Source organism: Pelatocladus sp. BLCC-F211 (assembly GCF_041928655.1).
GTDB lineage: Bacteria > Cyanobacteriota > Cyanobacteriia > Cyanobacteriales > Nostocaceae > Pelatocladus.
Genome location: NZ_JBHFLM010000101.1, coordinates 51950 through 69753 on the forward strand (window position 1 = coordinate 51950; position 17804 = coordinate 69753).

General features: G+C 39.6%; 12 protein-coding genes. 8 read left to right on the plus strand and 4 right to left on the minus strand.

Annotated elements, in window-relative coordinates:
- The first annotated feature begins 460 nt into the window (after window positions 1-460).
- Window positions 461-733 (plus strand): glutaredoxin 3, encoded by a 273-nt coding sequence (gene grxC / locus ACE1AT_RS12355; protein ID WP_374868644.1) that lies wholly within the window; start codon window positions 461-463, stop codon window positions 731-733.
- Window positions 734-847: 114 nt separating this feature from the next.
- Window positions 848-1816 carry a glutathione synthase gene (gene gshB, locus ACE1AT_RS12360; protein WP_374868646.1) on the plus strand — a complete coding sequence of 323 codons (969 nt, stop codon included), beginning with the start codon at window positions 848-850 and terminating at the stop codon, window positions 1814-1816.
- A gap of 464 nt (window positions 1817-2280) precedes the next feature.
- Here the strand turns inward: gshB and ftsZ are convergent, their stop codons facing one another.
- From ftsZ to ACE1AT_RS12375, 3 genes are all read right to left on the minus strand, one after another.
- Window positions 2281-3573: a cell division protein FtsZ gene (ftsZ, locus tag ACE1AT_RS12365; RefSeq protein WP_374868648.1), complete on the minus strand. Its 1293-nt coding sequence runs from the start codon at window positions 3571-3573 to the stop codon at window positions 2281-2283.
- Window positions 3574-3629: 56 nt separating this feature from the next.
- Window positions 3630-3917 carry a hypothetical protein gene (locus ACE1AT_RS12370; RefSeq protein ID WP_374868650.1) on the minus strand — a complete coding sequence of 96 codons (288 nt, stop codon included), beginning with the start codon at window positions 3915-3917 and terminating at the stop codon, window positions 3630-3632.
- 793 nt (window positions 3918-4710) lie between these two features.
- Window positions 4711-5574: a cell division protein FtsQ/DivIB gene (locus ACE1AT_RS12375; protein ID WP_374868652.1), complete on the minus strand. Its 864-nt coding sequence runs from the start codon at window positions 5572-5574 to the stop codon at window positions 4711-4713.
- A 902-nt stretch (window positions 5575-6476) separates the two neighbouring features.
- Here ACE1AT_RS12375 and ACE1AT_RS12380 point away from each other — a divergent pair.
- Window positions 6477-7823, plus strand: coding sequence for a P-loop NTPase fold protein (locus ACE1AT_RS12380; protein ID WP_374868654.1), 1347 nt, complete (start codon window positions 6477-6479; stop codon window positions 7821-7823).
- Between the two features lie 76 nt (window positions 7824-7899).
- The gene (locus tag ACE1AT_RS12385) at window positions 7900-13059 is read left to right on the plus strand and encodes a hypothetical protein (RefSeq protein WP_374868656.1); all 5160 of its coding nucleotides are present in this window, start codon (window positions 7900-7902) and stop codon (window positions 13057-13059) included.
- Between the two features lie 123 nt (window positions 13060-13182).
- On the opposite strand, the gene ACE1AT_RS12390 is transcribed toward ACE1AT_RS12385, so the two are convergent.
- Complete coding sequence (locus tag ACE1AT_RS12390) at window positions 13183-13506, minus strand: hypothetical protein (protein ID WP_374868658.1); 324 nt, start codon at window positions 13504-13506, stop codon at window positions 13183-13185.
- Between the two features lie 732 nt (window positions 13507-14238).
- Between ACE1AT_RS12390 and ACE1AT_RS12395 the strand changes: the two genes are divergently transcribed.
- The 4 genes from ACE1AT_RS12395 to ACE1AT_RS12410 all read left to right on the plus strand — a co-directional run bounded on the left by ACE1AT_RS12395 (window position 14239) and on the right by ACE1AT_RS12410 (window position 17659).
- Window positions 14239-15072 (plus strand): photosystem II manganese-stabilizing polypeptide, encoded by an 834-nt coding sequence (locus ACE1AT_RS12395; RefSeq protein WP_017310215.1) that lies wholly within the window; start codon window positions 14239-14241, stop codon window positions 15070-15072.
- A gap of 520 nt (window positions 15073-15592) precedes the next feature.
- Window positions 15593-16369 (plus strand): RNA polymerase sigma factor SigF, encoded by a 777-nt coding sequence (locus ACE1AT_RS12400; RefSeq protein ID WP_374868660.1) that lies wholly within the window; start codon window positions 15593-15595, stop codon window positions 16367-16369.
- 104 nt (window positions 16370-16473) lie between these two features.
- Window positions 16474-17355 carry a hypothetical protein gene (locus ACE1AT_RS12405; RefSeq protein ID WP_374868662.1) on the plus strand — a complete coding sequence of 294 codons (882 nt, stop codon included), beginning with the start codon at window positions 16474-16476 and terminating at the stop codon, window positions 17353-17355.
- A gap of 61 nt (window positions 17356-17416) precedes the next feature.
- Entirely contained in the window at window positions 17417-17659 is a 243-nt protein-coding gene (locus ACE1AT_RS12410) for a hypothetical protein (protein WP_374868664.1), read from the plus strand.
- The last annotated feature ends 145 nt before the right edge of the window (window positions 17660-17804 follow it).

Sequence of the window (17804 nt, forward strand, 5' to 3'; positions counted from 1 at the left end):
CTATTCCCTATTCGCTTTTCAGCCAGCCATTCTTATAAATATTTGCTAATTCACATTAGTAGCATGGCAAGGCTAAATTTATGCATTAGATTTTTAGTTGTTATGCGGCAAATACTGAATTTTTTTTGATTATTCTAATTTTTTATCAGTGCAATTTCTGAGGCTGTAAGTATTATAACTCGAATATTATCGGTTTGTTACGCAACTAGATGCAATTCATATAAGTTTTATGGGATAAGCATTTGCATGAGTTTGTTATTATTTTTTAGTGACACGCTCATCAGCAAATGCCCTTATATAAAATAGTTAGAAATAGTATCAAAATTACTATTTATTATACTCAAAAATGAGTATGATAAATGAAAGGTTTGCTTAAAATTTGAGAAAAACAGGATAAAGCATCCACCTCCAGCAATAAAATTCTAAAATTTAAGAATTATTAAATAAAATTGAGGACATTATGGCTGCGAAAGTAGAAATTTACACTTGGAGGACTTGCCCATTTTGCATCCGCGCTAAAAGCTTACTGAAGAAAAAGGGGGTAAACTTCACCGAGTACAGCATTGATGGAGATGAGAGCGCACGGGGGAAAATGGCTCAAAGAGCAAATGGAAGACGCTCCTTACCACAAATTTTTATCAATAATGTTCACGTAGGTGGTTGTGATGATATATACGCTTTAGACGCCAGAGGACAGCTAGATAATTTATTAGCTTCTGGCAATAGCGTCTAGATGAAGGAGTTCGATGGTATTTTGATTGGGGAGCGATCGCAAAACTTGTTTAACCATCAGGGGATAATCTAAATTAAATGACCGTGGAATTTGCTGGCAATTGAGGCAGAAAGCGTGAAATTGGCTTTTATTATTGATCCCATCCAGACCCTTGACCCTTGTCACGACACAAGCGTCGCCCTAATGGAAGCAGCACATGTCATGGGACATGAAGTCTGGATTACCCAAGCGAATTTACTAAGTGTAGTAGCAGGGAAAGCATGGGCTATTGTGCAACGGGTAGAACTCGTGCCTATTGAACTGGTGGAGGGAGGCTGGATAGCAGCAAATCCTTGGTACACACTGGGTAAGAGCATCTGCATGTCTTTGGAAACAATGGATGCTGTATTCATGCGAACAGATCCACCAGTTACAGTTTCATACCTCTATACCACCTACATTCTGGACTACATTGACCAAAACAAAACCTTGGTAATCAATAGTCCTAGCGGTATTCGAGCGGCAAATGAAAAAATGTACGCCCTTCAGTTTACCAAGGTAATACCAGAGACTATTGTTACCGCCGATAAGCAGATTATCCGAGATTTTGTGGAAGCAAAAGGTACAGCAGTTCTCAAACCACTGGGTAATAAAGCTGGTGAGGGAATTTTAATTTTGCAACCAGGCGATCGCAACCTCAACTCGATCATCGAACTCAGTACTCTTCGGGGTGGAGTACCTGTAATGGTACAAAATTTTATCCCAGAGGCAAAACAAGGAGATAAACGGATCATCCTTCTTGATGGCAAACCAATTGGAGCAGTTAATCGTCTTTCTGCTAGCGGTGAATTTCGCAATAACATGGCTGCTGGTGGTACAGTTGCCAAAACCGAAATTACCCCAAAAGAACACGAAATCTGCTCCGAAGTTGCCGAAACCTTACGTCAAGACGGCTTAGTTTTTGTCGGTATCGATGTAATTGGTGGCTACTTGACAGAAGTCAATGTCACCAGTCCCACAGGAATACGTGAAATTGATCGACTAGAGAACATTCGCCTTGCTCATGTAGTGATGAAATGGGTCGAGCAGACAAAAAATTTATAAATTATTGATTATGAATTATGAAATTTTTTAACCTTCATAATTCATGATTGATCTGTAATTTCTCTTGCACCCTGGAAACCGAAACAATAAATTACAAATAACATAGAGAGTTACAGTGGTATCCGGTAGTAAGATTTAGACCGAACAGTTAAAAATAGCTCTGTACTGAAAGACTACAAAAGCAAAATAAGTCCACCATTAACAATACTTATGCCAACCCAAGACAATATTAAGACAACTGAATCAATAAGCAAAACAAAGGCGATCGCTTCGTTTTTACCAAACACACTGATGATTTGAAACAACCTGACTCCAGCCTAAGCTAATTTCAGTCTATGGGATAGGTAGATGAATTTAGATACTGATTGGCTACACCAAAAATGGTAAGTGAATTGCTGACCTTAACTCCTGTTATGAACTAGCGGAATTAAAAATGAGCAGTCGGCAAGCCAACAGTTAATCTTTTAATTGCGTGGTGGTGTCCGCTTCCGCAGAAAATCAGGAATATCCAATATGGTTCCTTTTTCTTTTGGTTCTGGAGTAGGTGTTGGTGGATTGGGTGCAGGAGGTTGTTGCATTGGTCTTCTTTGTGGTTGGGGTTGTACTACTCGCCCTTGGGTAACGCTTGGCTGTTGTGCAGTTGGGGCTTCACCTGTAAATCCAGTTGCAATCACGGTAAGCCTGACTTCACCTTGGAGTCTGTCATCAATCACTGCTCCAAAAATAATATTGGCATTGGGATCAACCACTTCATAAATTGTTTCAGCAGCAGCATTCACCTCGTGTAGTGTGAGATCGCTACCACCAGTGATGTTAAAGACAACACCCCTAGCTCCCTCAATCGAACACTCAAGTAATGGAGAAGAAATTGCCGCGATCGCAGCTTCTCTAGCTCTAGATTTTCCAGAACCAATACCGATCCCCATTAATGCTGATCCTGCATCTGCCATTACTGCTCGCACATCTGCAAAGTCAACATTGATCAAACCAGGGATGGTAATAATATCGGAAATCCCTTGTACCCCTTGGCGTAGCACATCATCTGCATAGCGAAAAGCTTCTTGCATCGGTGTTTGTTCGGGGATCACTTCCAGTAGCTTGTTGTTAGGGATGATAATCAATGTATCTACCCTACTTTTTAGCCCTTCGATCCCTTGCTCTGATTGGCTGATCCGGCGACGCCCCTCAAAGATAAAAGGACGTGTAACTACACCAACGGTAAGAGCGCCCATTTCTTTGGCGACTTCTGCCACAATCGGAGCAGCACCTGTACCAGTTCCACCACCCATACCAGCGGTAATAAATACTAAATCAGCACCGTCTAAAGCCGTAGCAATCTCATCTCGTGACTCCTCAGCAGCTTTTTGACCAATAGCAGGATTACCACCTGCTCCCAACCCCCGTGTCAATTTCTGCCCTATTTGTAGTCTGCTCGGAGCTGCTGCCAAAGTCAGAGCTTGAGCATCCGTGTTGATAGACCAAAACTCTACGCCACTGACATCTGATGCAATCATGCGGTTAACAGCATTGCTACCACCGCCACCTACACCGATCACCTTAATGTTGGCAACTCGACCGGGAACAATGTCGCCGATTCGGGTATCTTCACGCTCAATTTTTTTATTGTCATTATTTTGCCCAAAGCTCAACCCTGAATGATTAAACGGATTTGTGGAATTCACAGCCAGTGAAAAAGCAGACTGTCCTGGAGATTGGGAGTTTTTATAGGTAAGTCCTTGGTTATTATCAAGTGTCATTGGATTCACAAAGGTAGATAAACGGCTTTTTAAGGTGTTATTCACCTAAGAGTCAACTATAGTTTGACGCTGCCATCAACAATATGACATTGTTTTTTCTTGTTCTCCCCACTTCCAACCCTTTCAGGATTAGAGGTAGGAACATTTGTTATGGGGTAAGTCATCAAGGCGTCTGTTTGCACAGTTAATTCTAGAGAAGTATACCTACTATTTACTTGAAAATGACCTGTATCACTTCCACCAGACATTAATATATTCACTGCTTTTTTACCGATTTGGTTCGGTATACCTTTAGTAACCCTAATAACCCTTTTCTTTCGCTGCCGCTGCTTTATATTAGTCATCAATTTTACAGTTATAAGTGTATTTTTTTTCTTTCCTCATTAAAATAACCCAGATAATTGGTATAAAATATTAGGCATAAAACTATTAAAACATTGCCGAAAGCCAAAAATAGACAGTTCCATGTTCAAAAATCGCATAGTTTGGTGGTCTTTAATTATACAACTGTATTGAATAATCAATTTTTTGCACGTAAAACACTGAGCTAATTGTATTACTTGCAAAGACTGGTCATGATACGTTAGTTCTCGGTTGATGATATGTTTAATCGGATTCACCATTGGGGATAATTGCAACTTCAGACAAATTTAGTGTCTTAATATTTTATTTACCTATACTCAAAATAGAGGTGACAGAAAAATTATGTTTGTAGGTTTTACTGAGGTTTTGAAACATTTTATTGATTTACTGTTTTACTTGCCTCAATTAAAACATCCACCTGTACAGTAAACTTTCGACAAGTCTTTAAAAGCAACACTTTACCTACATGAATTGGCAGGTAATAAAAAGAACTTCACTATAGCAAGTATTATGCTAAACTGAAGATTGGGTAGTAAAAATTGCTTTTAGGTAAGATGCTATAAGTAAAGAACCTAACATCTTCTACCCATCATTAGATGTTAGTTAAATAACAATAAGAGCTTTTACTGTCTAAAGAGAGGTTTTGCAACTAATCCTCCAGTTGTAAATACGAAGTTAATGCCAATTTTGACATAGGTGACTGGGCAAACCCAACTCAACGATAAACATATTATTCAACATAAAACTTCTTTATAGCCTAAGAATCTTCTAACATCAAACACGCAGATTTTTTTTGGTCGATTTGGAAATTGGCTTACTATTTTTATGGTTCATTTGTACTAATAGTTGTTCTGGATTTTTCAGATCGATGTACTCTATTTCATTGGGATTCAGTTGCGAAGGGAGATGGCGAATTTGAGCAAGTACCTTAATTTGCTCTGGTAACTGGGGACTTGGAGTACCGAGATGTACTAAACCTAATTCTGTTTTTATAATTAAGTTTGTTGGGTCTTGCCAATCTATTTCCGTCACTTTTAAGGAAGTTTGGCTGATCGCTTCATAAAAAGAACTCCAGTAGGGACGGTATTGTTCTGGTGTTCCGATCACTTTTAAAGTTGGTAGCTTGACTCTAGAGTTGAGGGAAGTAAAATTTTTTAAAGGTATCCACACGCCATAAGCATCTAGTAATCCCATGGTTGCTTTTGTATTGCCATTTTTACTATTGGCTTGTTCTCGACGGATTTGAGCGATCGCAACTGGTGTTCTTTCCTGAAGTTGGACTACCAAACCAGGAGGAAACAGGCGACGACTCACGGTTGCTTGAGCAATACTTGGTTGTTGCTGTAGAGAACGAGCAATCCGAGACGGTTCAATCTTCCACAAGGATTGGGGATAAGACAAGACCAGTAAAGACTGAACCTCTTGATCCGAAAGCAATTGGTTTCCTGTAATCACCACATCTTTGGGAGTTTTGAGAACCCAATTCGGTTGAATTGCTATCCAAAGCAAACCACCTGCCAAACTAGTTACGGCCAGAGTTCGCCAAATTGCTTGAATAAATTTGATCAGCCGCTTTTTACGTAACTTCTTACGGCGTCCTGCTAGGATGGTGCGGGAAATTGATACTATGCTAGCCATTCAAACCTCTTCCACACTCTTAATCCAAGTCGTTAATTGCACATCTGTAACATTCAATAATTGTAGTCAAAGCTGCCTTTTCAACACTGTACAGCAACAAAATCAAGATTTTAGTAGTTAGCCATTGTACATTCATACAATTTGAAATTTACAATTGTTCGCAAATCTGGACTTTGAACTTATGTAGCCTTTGGTTTGATGCGTGACTAATCATTCCTCCCGGGGTACAAAATCCATAGACGCACAAAGTGTGGCTTCAAGGGAGAGTAATCTAAAATCGAAAATTGTTTGACAGTCATCATTTAATTAAAAACCTACAAAAGATATTGACAAAAAAGTTTTTTTGTGTATGTATGATACATACAGAACAGAGTCATCAGCAAAAACGAAATTATACTCTGATTTTGCATTGCTCAGAGAATTATCTCTCATCAAAACTCCTACTAAAATAGTTGATAGTATAATCTATGACAATAAAAATGGCATGTTAACCTAAATTATTGCGAAAAATAAAAATAAATGAATATACTGTAATTCGGCTGGCAAAAATAGTCAAAATAATCACTAAAATTATACTATATTTGCTTAGAATATTTTTGTCGCTATTTTGTTTAAATGTTATATTAAATACATTAAAACGAATATAATATTCTAGTATGTTTCACGATTAAAGTCTTATTGGGATTGACATTGTCTTATCTAGGATTAAAATTAGAGATTGTCAAAATCTCAACAACAGGTGTAAAAAAGACAAGATATAATCCACAAGTCAGGGATGAAAAATTCTTACCATGCTATTGACTTAACCATTCACAAAAAATGGAGAATAAGTCTCATGCATACTTTTATAATCAGGTAAGGGTTATTTGTATTTTTTATACACAAAATAAATCTGCATCTACATGAAAACATCACTAAACTTGCAACGCTTTTATCAAGCCTGTAATCCTAGTAAAACCCTGGTAATGGGTGATGCATCAGATCGACAATACTACATAGACTTTTCTGATGTGCGTGGTTGCAAAATTGTGGAAGAACTGCAACGCACAATTGTACGTATTTCTCCAGATGATCCAACTTGTCAATTATTTACAGGTCATATTGGTTGTGGTAAATCAACGGAATTACAGCGCTTAAAGACAGAACTAGAGCAGACAGGCTTTCATGTCGTTTATTTTGAATCCAGTCAAGACTTAGACATGGCCGATATTGATGTCAGCGATATTTTGCTGAGTATAGCCCGTCAAGTCAGCACTAGTTTAGAAGGAATTAACATCAAAGAGAAATCAGGTTATTTTGCCAATCTGTTTCGAGAAATTGGGGATTTTTTACAGACCCCGATAGAATTATCAGCAGAAGCAGAATTGTCTTTAGGTATTGCGAAAATTAGCGCTAAAACCAAAGACAGTCCACAATTACGCAATCAACTGCGACAGTACTTGGAACCACGCACCAATAGTATTTTGCAAGCAATCAACGAAGAATTGCTAGACAAAGCTGTTCAACATTTAAAGCAGCGTGGTCAAAAAGGATTAGTGGTGATTGTCGATAACTTAGATCGAGTCGATATGCGCCCCTTAGCTTCAGGGCGATCGCTACCAGAATATCTTTTCATTGACCGAGGCGAACAGTTACGCCGACTCAAATGCCATATGGTCTATACTATCCCCCTGGCATTAATTTTTTCTAATGAGTACGAAACACTCAAAAACCGTCTTGGGGGTGGTATCGCTCCGAAGGTGTTACCGATGGTACTTGTACGCCAAAGAGATGGTAGTGACTACGAACCAGGAATATCTCTGTTACGGCAACTAGTACTAACAAGGGCTTTTCCTGAAGTTTCCTGGAATGCAAGGCTAGGCTTAATCACAGAGTTATTTGATCATCCCCAAACTCTAGATCGACTATGTCGGATCAGTGGTGGTCATATTCGTAACCTGTTGGGTTTGTTATACAGTTGTTTGCAACGGCAAGATCCACCTTTTTCTCAGGATTGTTTAGAAGCAGTGATCAAAGACTATCGTGATGACCTGCTATTAGCAATTGATGAACAAGTTTGGGAATTGCTATTAGAAGTAGTTAATCAACAAAGTGTTAAAGGCGAATCTGATTACCAGACATTGCTACGCAGTATGTTTGTCTTTGAATACCGTGATAGCACAGGACGCTGGTTTGGTATCAGTCCAGCATTAGCGGAAACAGAAAAAATCCGCGCTTGGCAGCAAAGCACACTTATTCACAACTCATAACTATAATTCTGAATTTTTCTAAAATCCATAGACGCGATAGCGGCTTCTTGAAAAGTAATCCAAAATCCAAAATCGGATGACAGAGTGGAAATTTACTGCTACTGATAACGCTAGCGAAAATCAGCGTTCTGTGCAAAGGTTGATCCGGGCGATCGCACTTTCCAAAGGTCAATTTGCTCTAATTTTAGTGCGATGCAATTACAGACAACTATGCGAACAAATGTTAGAGAACCTCCGTTCTCTAACTCAAGATATTTACTTACGAGAAGTTTTTCTTTCGACTTCATCCACTGCTCTACATACCACCATTGTTTCAGAACTATTTTTAGATAATCCTGCTGTGATTACAGATTGTTTACCATCTGCTGTGATGGTTTTCGGTCTAGAAACAGTGAGTGCTTTGGAAGACTTATTAATTGGTATCAACCAAGCACGAGATATCTATGCTGATACTTTTCCTTTTCCCGTAATCTTGTGGCTCACAGACGAAGTGGCAACATTGCTGTCGAGATTAGCACCTGATTTTAAAAGTTGGGCCGCAACTACAATCAAATTTGAAATGGCAAAAGAAGATTTGATTGCTTTAATTAAGCAGCAGACAGAATCTTTATTTGCCAATATTTTAGCAGCAGGAGCAGAACAGTTTTTATCTAATGCTGCTCTTGATTTAGATCCTAAATCTCAGCAACGTCATGAAATAGAGTCAGCGCGTCATGATTTGGAAACACGTTATGGCGTCAAATTAGAAGCAGAATTAACAGCAAGTCTCGAATTTGTCTTGGGACGTGATCGCTATGCTAATGATGAAATTGAAGAAGCTTTAGATTATTTTCAGCACAGTTTAGAGCTTTGGCAACAGGAAGAAGAAAGGGAGAATAGTTCTCTGTGTGCGTCACCCTTCGGGTTCGCAGTCGCTACAACGGAGGGAACCTCCGCAACGCGCTGCTCACCGCGCCTCATTGTCTCCGCGTCTTCAGAAGCATCTCCCACTTTCCGCCTCTGTGACTCATTACTGCGTCAGGCCGTTGTCCTCTTTCACCAAGGACTGTGCTATCGTCGGATGGCTGAATTACGTCCTGCGCTCAACAGAAGATATTGGCAAGACGCACTCTTTTGGTTTAGACAATGTCTAGGAGTTTTAGAAAAAGCACAAAGACAAGATTTAGTAGCTAAATTTATTTTGCCAACTTGCGAAATGTTGCAACGTTTACAAGCTTGGCAAGATTTACAAGAATTAGCTTTCAAGTCTCTAGAATTGCATCGAGTCTATGGTGATCAAGTACAAGCAGCACAAGACTATGGGTTTTTAGCTGCTGTGGCTGCTTCTGAGTCAAATTGGACAGCTGCCCATGAATTAGCTAATTCTGCACTTTCTATTGCTGAGTCAGCGCCAGAAGTTTCCCGTCAACAAGAAAGTTCCTATCTGCTGTTACTAGGGCGGACACAGCGACAGATGGGAGAGTGGGAAGAAGCAGTCAATAACCTAGAGTGGGCGAAAATTGTTTGTGAACCACAGTATGAGCCATCGCTGTACTTAGAAATTGTGGATGAATTGCGATCGCTATACTTTGTTGAACACCATGACTACTTAGAGGCATTTCATCTCAAGCAAGAAAAAATTCAAATTGAGCATCAGTACGGCTTTCGTGCCTTCATTGGTGCTAGTCAACTACAGCCACAACGTTACAGAATTAATTCGGCCCTACACTCACAAACAAGCACAAACTTTCCCGAAGAAATTGCCCAAGAAATAGCCGCTTCTGGAAGACAGCAAGATATTAATCGCTTAATTGAAAGAATTACCCGTGCAGACTGTAAACTTACAGTTATTCATGGGCCTAGTGGTGTTGGTAAAAGTTCAATTCTCAAAGCTGGTTTAGTACCAGCTTTAAAACAAACAATCATCGGAGAACGTAATTCTTTACAGATTATCTTATCTGTTTATACAGATTGGCAAACAAGTTTAGGACATAGTTTAAACCAGGCGATCGCTCAAACAGGAATCACTATGAGTAGTGATTTTTCTCCCAATCTGATTATCGAGCAGTTAAAGTCATTAACTGACCGTAATTATACTATTATCTTGATTTTTGACCAGTTTGAAGAATTTTTCTTTGTCAATAAAAATATACTGGCTAGAACCAAGTTTTACCAATTTTTTAGTGAATGTTTAAATATTGCCTTTGTTAAAATTATTTTATCATTACGAGAAGATTGTTTACATTATTTATTAGATTTAGAACGTTTCTGTAATCAGAATAATGCTCGTGGTTCTGATTTAGATGTAATTAATAAAAACATCCTGGATAAAGATATTCGCTACTACTTAGGAAAATTTTCTAAAAAAGATGCAATTGCTGTTATTCAAAGTCTAAATCAACGTTCTTATTATGGATTAAGTCATGAGTTAATTAACCAAATAGTAAATGATTTAGCAGTAGATATTGAAGAAGTAAATCCAATTGAATTACAAATAGTCTGCGCCCAATTACAAACAGAAAATATTACTACTATTGAAGAGTATAAGCGTTGTGGTGGCTCTAAGAAATTAGTACAGCGTTGGTTAGAAGAAGTAATCAAAGATTGTGGTCAGGAAAACGAACAATTAAGTTGGAAGTTATTGTTTGAATTAACTGATGAAAAAGGTACGCGACCGATTAAAACAAAAGCTGAGTTAGTAGCTGCACTGATCAAAGAAAGAGACGGGAAGAACGGAAAATGGAGAGATAAGGGAGCCAGTAAAACTATCACCCCATCTCGAAATCTCCAGCACTCCATCACAAATATAGAAATAATTTTAGACATATTGGTGGGCAGTGGGTTAGTATTGCGAGTTCGGGAAGAATCAGGCGATCGCTATCAATTAGTTCATGATTACTTAGTAGAACCAATTCGTCAAAAAAATAACTTTGGTATAGTTGCTGAACTAGCCAAAGTCAGATTTGAAAAAACCAGAGCTGAAGTCGCCCAAAAAGTCAGTCAAGAAAAATTGAATTTAGTTTTACAAAGACGACTGCGAGAAGCACGTATCATAGGTGTAGTATTGGCAATGATGTCAACAACAATTGCAGGGTTATGGTGGCAAGCTGACTTACAAAAAAGAGCAGCGATTCGCGAAACAATGCGAGCAGAACGTAGCGAGACTAACTTGAAAATTAGTGCAATTACTGCCTCCTCAGAAGCTTTATTTGCTTCTAATAAAGAATTTGATGCTCTTCTGGAAAGTTTACGCGCTTGGCAAAAACTCAAACACGCAAATGGAGTACAACCAGATACCCGAATGCGGGTAGTAACCGCTTTACAGCAGGCAGTATACGGAGTCACCGAAGTCAATCGGCTAGAAGGACACAATGATATTGTTTGGGGTATTGCATTCAGCCCCGATGGCAAATTATTGGCATCAGGTAGCCGCGATCGCACAATCAAGTTATGGCATCCTAACGGTGTATTAATCCAAACTCTTAATGATCATAGCGATGCCATCACTGGTCTAAGCTTTAGTCCTGATGGTCAAACTCTAGCCTCTGCTAGTCGCGACAAAACAGTCAAACTTTGGCGTCGTCATCCAATCACAGGAAAATTTTTCCCCCAACCCGAAAAAACTCTTCTAGGACACACAGATTGGGTCTTCAGTGTTAATTTCAGTCCAGATGGCAAATTATTCGCTACAGGTAGTAAAGATACAAATGTTAAGCTATGGCGTCGGGATGGAAAATTAATCAAAACACTGGCGGGACATCAAGCTTGGGTGAATTGGGTCAGCTTTAGTCCTGATGGTCATTTTCTAGCCTCAGCTAGTGACGACAAAACAGTCAAAATCTGGCGACGCGACGGTAAACTACTGAAAACTTTGTTAGCACATGAAGAGGGAGTGACAACCCTGGCTTTTAGCCCTAACGGTGAAATACTAGCAACATCAGGTCGAGACAAAACTGTCAAGCTTTGGCGACGTTCGCTTCAAAGTGGTAAAGATAGTTATGATTTTCGTCTTTACAAAACTTTAGAACAACACAACACTACTGTTTGGAATCTCAATTTTAGTTCTGATGGTCAACAGCTAGCTTGTGCTGGTGATGACAACATTGTATACCTGTGGAAAATCAATGAACAAGGCGAGTTGGAAAATCAACCTTATAAAACCTTTAAAGGACACAGCGATGCAGTTGTCAGTGTAGCTTTCAGTCCTAATCATAGGCTATTGGCATCGGCTAGTTATGACAAAACAGTAAGATTATGGAGTTTAAATGCCTTAAGATTACCTGTCCTTCAAGGTCATACAGACCGAGTTTTGAGTGTGACTTGGAGTCGTGACGGCAAAATGTTAGCTTCTGGTAGTAAGGATCACACTGTCAAACTCTGGCAACGGGAACTCAAGAGTGGTAAAACTCACTTATATAAAACTCTAGTTGCACACACTGACAGAGTTCCTAGTGTCAGTTTTGACCCCCAAGGTCAGATATTGGCTTCAGGAAGTTATGACAGAACCGTGAAACTTTGGGGGCTGGATGGTCATCTCATCAAGACTCTCAAAGGACATAGCGATAGTGTCATGAGTGTTAGTTTCAGCCCAGACGGAGAGTTGTTAGCATCAGCTAGTAAAGATCGGAGCGTGAAACTTTGGAATCGTAAAGGTCAGTTGGTTAAAACTCTATTAGGACACCAGGGTTGGGTAAATAGCGTCAGTTTTAGCCCGAATGGTCAAATTCTTGCTTCAGCCAGTGATGACCAAACAGTGAAACTTTGGCGACGAGACGGTACTTTGTTAAAAACTTTTTCACCTCATGATAGTTGGGTTTTGGGTGTAAGTTTTAGTCCCACTGATCATTTACTAGCTTCTGCTAGCTGGGATAATACCGTTAGGTTATGGCGTTCTGACGGCACATTATTGAAAACTTTGTTAAAAGGCTACAGCGATAGTGTTAACTCTGTAACTTTTAGTCCCAATGGCGAGATTCTTGCCGCTGCTGGTTGGGATAGCACAGTGAAAATTTGGAGTCATGATGGCAAATTGATTAAAACTCTCAATGGACATCATGCTCCAGTATCGAGTGTTAGTTTTAGTCCCAATAGTCAAACACTAGCATCAGCTAGTAATGACAACACTATCATCTTATGGAATTTAGATATGAATGACTTACTAGTCCATGGTTGTAATTGGGTAAGTGATTACCTTCGCTACAATCGCAATGTCGATCAACGCGATCGCTCCCTCTGTTATGGTGTCAAAACTCAGTAGTTAGTCGTCCTTGACGTTCCCGCAGGGTATTTTTAATTGTTTTGTCCCCCGTGTCCACGCCACGTGCTACAACGCTCTTAACCCGCAAGGGCGCAGTGGCTCCCCTTGTTCCCCACACCCCCCTCACCTCTCCATTTCCTCTCCAGAAGCAGCCTCTGGTGGCAAATTTGCTAAAAATTGTTGCAGTCTCATCCGCTCTATGTAAGGCCAGCCACCCTCTGACTCGATATCTTTAAGTAGTGAGTACAGTGCTTGACGATTATTAGGCAAATTATTCTGAAAAGCCCCATCTCGAATCTCTCGGTGTAATTCTTCCAACTGTCTTAATAAAGCCAAAAGAGCGATAGTATCTCCTTGACAAAATGCTACTGTATCATGTACAACGCTAACGATGTCTTGCAATTTACAAGATAATTTCTCGGACTCAAAAATTTTGCTTTGATTCATGCCAGTTTCTATAAACTAGATCAACTCAAATTTACCGAAGATATTTTACTTTCATTGTTTGCTAAAAGACGTGTTTACGGAAAACTAAAGAAAATGTGCTTTTAAGTTGCATAATTCCCGTAAATTAGCTCTCCATCAGTTTATGCAAAGTGTGTTGATCTGAACTATAAGTTACAGTAAGGGTACTCAGTATAGCCTATTGGGTAGCTAAATACGATCTCAGCATTTTTGATAAATACATGGTAAATGTGAGATCGCTTTGATTTTGAGTTAAAAAAAATCGTATGATCTGGCTGATGATCCCCCATAAAAATATGGGCTGTATGTAGTGGCGGCACATATATCACAAAACGACAAAGGCGATACCGCGAAAGTAAAAATACTGGCAGACTCACGGACAGTGAGTGATCACCTAAACAAGTTGTAGCAACTACTATTACAGTTGTTTACAACTTGACAAAGACGTCCAAAGGTCAAAACAGTATCTTCTTTCAATGAATCTGCTCAAGTTACTGTGTATCGGGGTGTACTCATCCATAAACACACCCTAACTTTAACCAAATGCCGCCAAAAATGAAACTGCTAGTTTTTGCTTGTCTTTAAGATACTTTCCTAATTGGATACTGTGTCTTGGCTAGTCTGATGTTTTAAGCTTCAGGCTCAACAAGTAAAAATTTGAGTCAGTTGCAGTTTTACAACTTAAGATATCAATTTTTGACATTGAGGTTGACCATGAGGTTTCGCGCTGTAATTGTTGCACTCTTGGCTTTGTGCTTGGGGTTACTAACTGCTTGTAGTGAGGGTCCGACTGCTGGTAGTACAGATTTACTTACCTACGATCAAATTAAAGGAACTGGTCTGGCTAACAAATGTCCCCAACTCACAGAAACGAGTCGTGGTTCTATTCCCATTGATGCTAGCCAATCCTACGTCATAAAAGAACTTTGCTTAGAACCAACCAATTTCTTTGTCAGAGAAGAACCTGCTAATAAGCGTCAAAAAGCCGAATTTGTTCCAGGTAAATTAGTAACTCGCAAGACCTATTCGTTGGATCAAATCGAAGGCGACCTAAAGATTAATTCTGATGGAAGCCTTACCTTTGTGGAAAAAGATGGCTTTGACTTCCAAGCTACCACCGTGCAATTAGCTGGAGGCGAGCGAGTACCTTTCTTGTTTACCATCAAAGGTTTAGTTGCTCAGTCACAACCTGGTATGACCAGCATTAATACCTCAACAGATTTTGAAGGTGCTTTTAGAGTTCCTTCTTATCGTGGTGCTACCTTCTTAGATCCTAAAGGTCGTGGTGTCGCTAGTGGTTATGACAATGCTGTGGCTCTCCCTGCTCAGTCTGATGATGAAGAGCTTCTTCGCGCTAATGTTAAGCGTGCTGATGTTCTTAACGGTAAAATTTCCCTCTCTGTAGCCAAAGTAGATAGTTCTACTGGTGAAATTGCGGGTACTTTTGAGAGTGACCAACCCTCTGACACTGATTTAGGTGCTGGTGAGCCTAAAGATGTGAAAGTTCGTGGTATCTTCTATGCTCGCTTGGAACAAGCTCGTAGCTAAATGATTTTCAGTACAAAACTTGAGTGAAACTCAAGATGGCTATTGTTATGGTCTTTGTGGCGATCGCAATAGCTAATCCCTAATCACCCTTGTGACATGTGTCTACAAGGGTGATTTTGTTTAAGTATTTTTTCTGCTAAAAACTTTCTTTATCTAATTGCTATCTCTTGAATTTAAGTTTCTATATATACGTAATATTTATCTTTATTTACTTAAGTTAAGTACAATCTCGGTTTTAATTAAGGTAAAAAATTTTATATGTTTTGTATGTGTTTGAAAAAACTGTAGGTCATACCAAAGTTGACTAAATAATTACTCTTTTCGCTGATTTAAATCCAGTCTCCATTGTCATACTCCTAATAGCAGACACTTCTATCAGAATTCTTTGTGTCCGCTATGGGAGTTAGTTGACCTGTCCGTATTTTGATTGAAATCTTTAAATGCATGACATGCACAATTGGAGCTTGGTTTAGCAGTGAATATTTGACTGTTTGTTTGCCAAGAAAAACAAAACGGTGCTATGCCAACTACACTCACCAATGAACTGAAACATGAAATCTTACAGTTGCTGCGAGAATATCAGCAATCTCGCTCGGCAAATGTTCGTAATCAACTGGTAAAACTAAATTTTGGACTGGTGAGAAAAGAAGCTCACTATTGGATAAACCAGTGCCATGAAAATTATGAAGATTTACTCCAGGTCGGCTGTCTGGGTCTAATTCGAGCAATTGAAAGATTTGAAATTTCTAAAGGTCATGCCTTCAGTTCTTTCGCCATTCCCTACATTAGGGGGGAAATTCAACATTATCTCAGAGATAAAGGTGTTACCGTACGAATTCCCCGACGCTACCTAGCACTGCAACAGCAGGCTATAGGAGTTTCACGTTCTTTGCAGGAAAAATATAATCGCCAACCAACCGACGCAGAATTAGCCGCAGCGCTGGAAATTTCTACCCAGGAATGGCAGGAAATTAAATTGGCATGGATAAATCGCGCTCCTTTAAGCTTGGATGTACCAGTCCAAGATGGAGAAGAGGGAGCTACTTGCTTGGGAGAGTTGGTTGTTGATCATCGCTATCGTAGTTTTCAGCTAGCACAAGAAGATCAAATTCGCTTGCAACAAGCACTGTTCCAGCTCGAAAAACGTACCCGTGAAGTCTTGGAATTTGTGTTTTTACACGATTTAACACAAAAACAAGTAGCAGAGCAGCTAGGTATTAGTGTTGTCACTGTTTCTCGCAGAGTCAAAAAAGGGCTGGATCTGTTGAAACAGTCAATGAGTGTCGCAGAAGATTAAATACCAAAACTTAGGTTATAACGGTATCAGATTTCACATTAGCTTTAAGATATAAGCATGTTGAATTTGATACATAAACTTTTTCTGGTGATAGAGAGGGGCTGATGGGTATAAATTTAAAAATATTAGTTGCAGCCATTTCTGTTTTAGCGATCGTCTCCTGTGCTTCTGAAGGTGAACAACAATCAATTAATCCAACACCACCGCTTAATACACCAGCAAAAACGCAAAAACCACCAGCACAATCATTTAATAACCCTGTAGTGCCTGCTAAAGCAACTTCAGTCACTTCTACTTCTGCTGGCTTGATTCAACCCACAAATGCGAAAGCACGGATAGATATTGTCTCAAAAGGACGTAATGACCCGTTTGCTCAAATTGTTGGACAATCTCCGCTAGGAATAGCGAATTCCACTACCAGAATGCGGATTGTCCCCAGATTACTGCCTTTACCAATTACCAACACTAGAAGTAAATTAATAGCGACAAGAACACCGCAAAAAAGCAGTGTAGTGTTAAGTGCCAAACTAAATAAATCAAAAAATAATATCAACAAAGCAGCTTCAAACAAAAATCTTCCAAAATTAACTCCTGTCTTACCTAAACTCATACCCCCGATTGTTCCTGACCAACGTTTAGCATCTGTATTACCACCACCACCACAACCAGATTTAGCCAAGGCTGTTTTTGTGAGTGGCGTGGTTATGCTTGGTAATCAACCCCAAGCTATTATCAAAGTACCAAATGAGCCAACTAGTCGCTACGTACAGGCAGGACAACGACTAGCAAACGGAGTCTTAATCAAACGTATTGAAATGAACGAAGGTTCAGAACCAATCATAATTCTGGAACAATATGGTATTGAAGTTACCAGAATGGTTGGTGAAGCACCTGCTAGCAGTCCACCAACGGCGACAACAGCTACCACTGGTAATCCAGTTTCAGCATCACCAGCCTCAAATCCGGTTAATATTGGATCTTCGTGAACTACCTACCTGACAGGGTAAACTAGAGTGCGGGGCTTCTGTCGGAACTAGTTAAATAAAGATGAAGACAAAAGAAAAGGTAGAATTTACTGGTTTACCTCTAGCAGTTTATCGCGAGGTAGCGGCTCATCTACGGCAAGTAGAAGGAGTGGAGGTAGAATTAATACCCCAATCTTCCCCACAGTTTGATTACAATCAAAGCCAAATTGCTGGTTTGTGGATTTCAGTTTCTCCTGACTCTGATTCTGTTAGTCAGCAAAGAGTAGAACAAATTTTGGCTTACTATCGCGATCGTTATATGTGAGTTAACTTGACACTCTCCGCCCTATAAGTGCGGAGATTCTTGCTTCATCCGTCCTCCCTAGAAACCCGAATACAAAGTATTCAAATCTCCCCGTTTGGATACGTCCACAAGCACACACGGACTGCCCGACCGCGTTTGAAACGAT

Bases quoted from the DNA above. Each gene is read 5' to 3' on its own strand.
- ACE1AT_RS12375 (WP_374868652.1), bottom strand. From the start codon at position 5,574: ATGGCTAGCATAGTATCAATTTCCCGCACCATCCTAGCAGGACGCCGT.
- ACE1AT_RS12395 (WP_017310215.1), top strand. From the start codon at position 14,239: ATGAGGTTTCGCGCTGTAATTGTTGCACTCTTGGCTTTGTGCTTGGGG.
- ACE1AT_RS12405 (WP_374868662.1), top strand. From the start codon at position 16,474: ATGGGTATAAATTTAAAAATATTAGTTGCAGCCATTTCTGTTTTAGCG.
- grxC (WP_374868644.1), top strand. From the start codon at position 461: ATGGCTGCGAAAGTAGAAATTTACACTTGGAGGACTTGCCCATTTTGC.
- ACE1AT_RS12400 (WP_374868660.1), top strand. From the start codon at position 15,593: ATGCCAACTACACTCACCAATGAACTGAAACATGAAATCTTACAGTTG.
- ftsZ (WP_374868648.1), bottom strand. From the start codon at position 3,573: ATGACACTTGATAATAACCAAGGACTTACCTATAAAAACTCCCAATCT.
- ACE1AT_RS12370 (WP_374868650.1), bottom strand. From the start codon at position 3,917: ATGACTAATATAAAGCAGCGGCAGCGAAAGAAAAGGGTTATTAGGGTT.
- ACE1AT_RS12410 (WP_374868664.1), top strand. From the start codon at position 17,417: ATGAAGACAAAAGAAAAGGTAGAATTTACTGGTTTACCTCTAGCAGTT.
- ACE1AT_RS12385 (WP_374868656.1), top strand. From the start codon at position 7,900: ATGACAGAGTGGAAATTTACTGCTACTGATAACGCTAGCGAAAATCAG.
- ACE1AT_RS12390 (WP_374868658.1), bottom strand. From the start codon at position 13,506: ATGAATCAAAGCAAAATTTTTGAGTCCGAGAAATTATCTTGTAAATTG.
- ACE1AT_RS12380 (WP_374868654.1), top strand. From the start codon at position 6,477: ATGAAAACATCACTAAACTTGCAACGCTTTTATCAAGCCTGTAATCCT.